Raw genomic sequence first — 668 nt, 5'->3', positions numbered from 1 at the left:
CCCGGGCCTTGGCGTAGGCCACGGGGTCTTCCCCGTGGAAGAGCTCCACCCGCTTCTCCCGGGCGAAGCGGCGAAGGGCCTTCAGGTCCAGGGCCAAAACCTCGGGGCTTACGTCCACCCTGGGGAGTTTTAGGGCCTCCAGGGCCCGCTCTACCCCTATGGCGAACCCCGCCGCCCTGGGGAGGAGGGCCCCGTCGTACCGGCCGCCTCCTAAAAGGGGCAGGCCGAACCCCGGGGTGTAGGCGCGGAAGAAGACCCCCGAGTAGTACTCGTAGCGCCGGGTCATGCCCAGGTCCAAAAGCACGGGCCTTTCCAGAAGTTCCAGGGTCTTTTCCAGATCCTCCAGGGCCTTYCTGGCTCTTTCGGGGAGGGGAAGGCTCTTGGCCTCGGCCAGCACCTCCATGCCCCCGTAGAGGTCGGGGAGGGCCAGGAGGGTACGCCGGGCCTCCGGGGAAACCGGGTGGCGGGAGAGGAGCTCGGTGAGCTCGGGCAGGTTCTTGCGATGGATGGCCCTCTGGGCTTCCTTGCGGGCCTCTTCCGGCAGGCCGGAGGCCTTGAGTACCTCCCCCACCAGGCTGGGAAGGCCCACCTCCACCTCCCCTTCCAGGCCGAGGGCCTCGAGGGCAGCGAAGACCAGGGAGAGGATCTCGGCATCCGCCAGGGGGCCC

At 69.0% G+C, this 668-nt stretch carries 1 protein-coding gene; it reads right to left on the bottom strand.

The window, feature by feature from the left end; all coding sequences use genetic code 11:
• A partial coding sequence (locus EMN46_RS18735) for an ATP phosphoribosyltransferase regulatory subunit (RefSeq protein ID WP_195715324.1) occupies positions 1–668 on the bottom strand: 668 nt, incomplete at both ends.

It is taken from the genome of Ancylomarina sp. 16SWW S1-10-2, assembly GCF_009669305.1.
Classification (GTDB): domain Bacteria; phylum Bacteroidota; class Bacteroidia; order Bacteroidales; family Marinifilaceae; genus Ancylomarina.
Note: the sequence above shows the minus strand (reverse complement) of the source record. Positions and strands in the feature narration are given on the sequence as shown.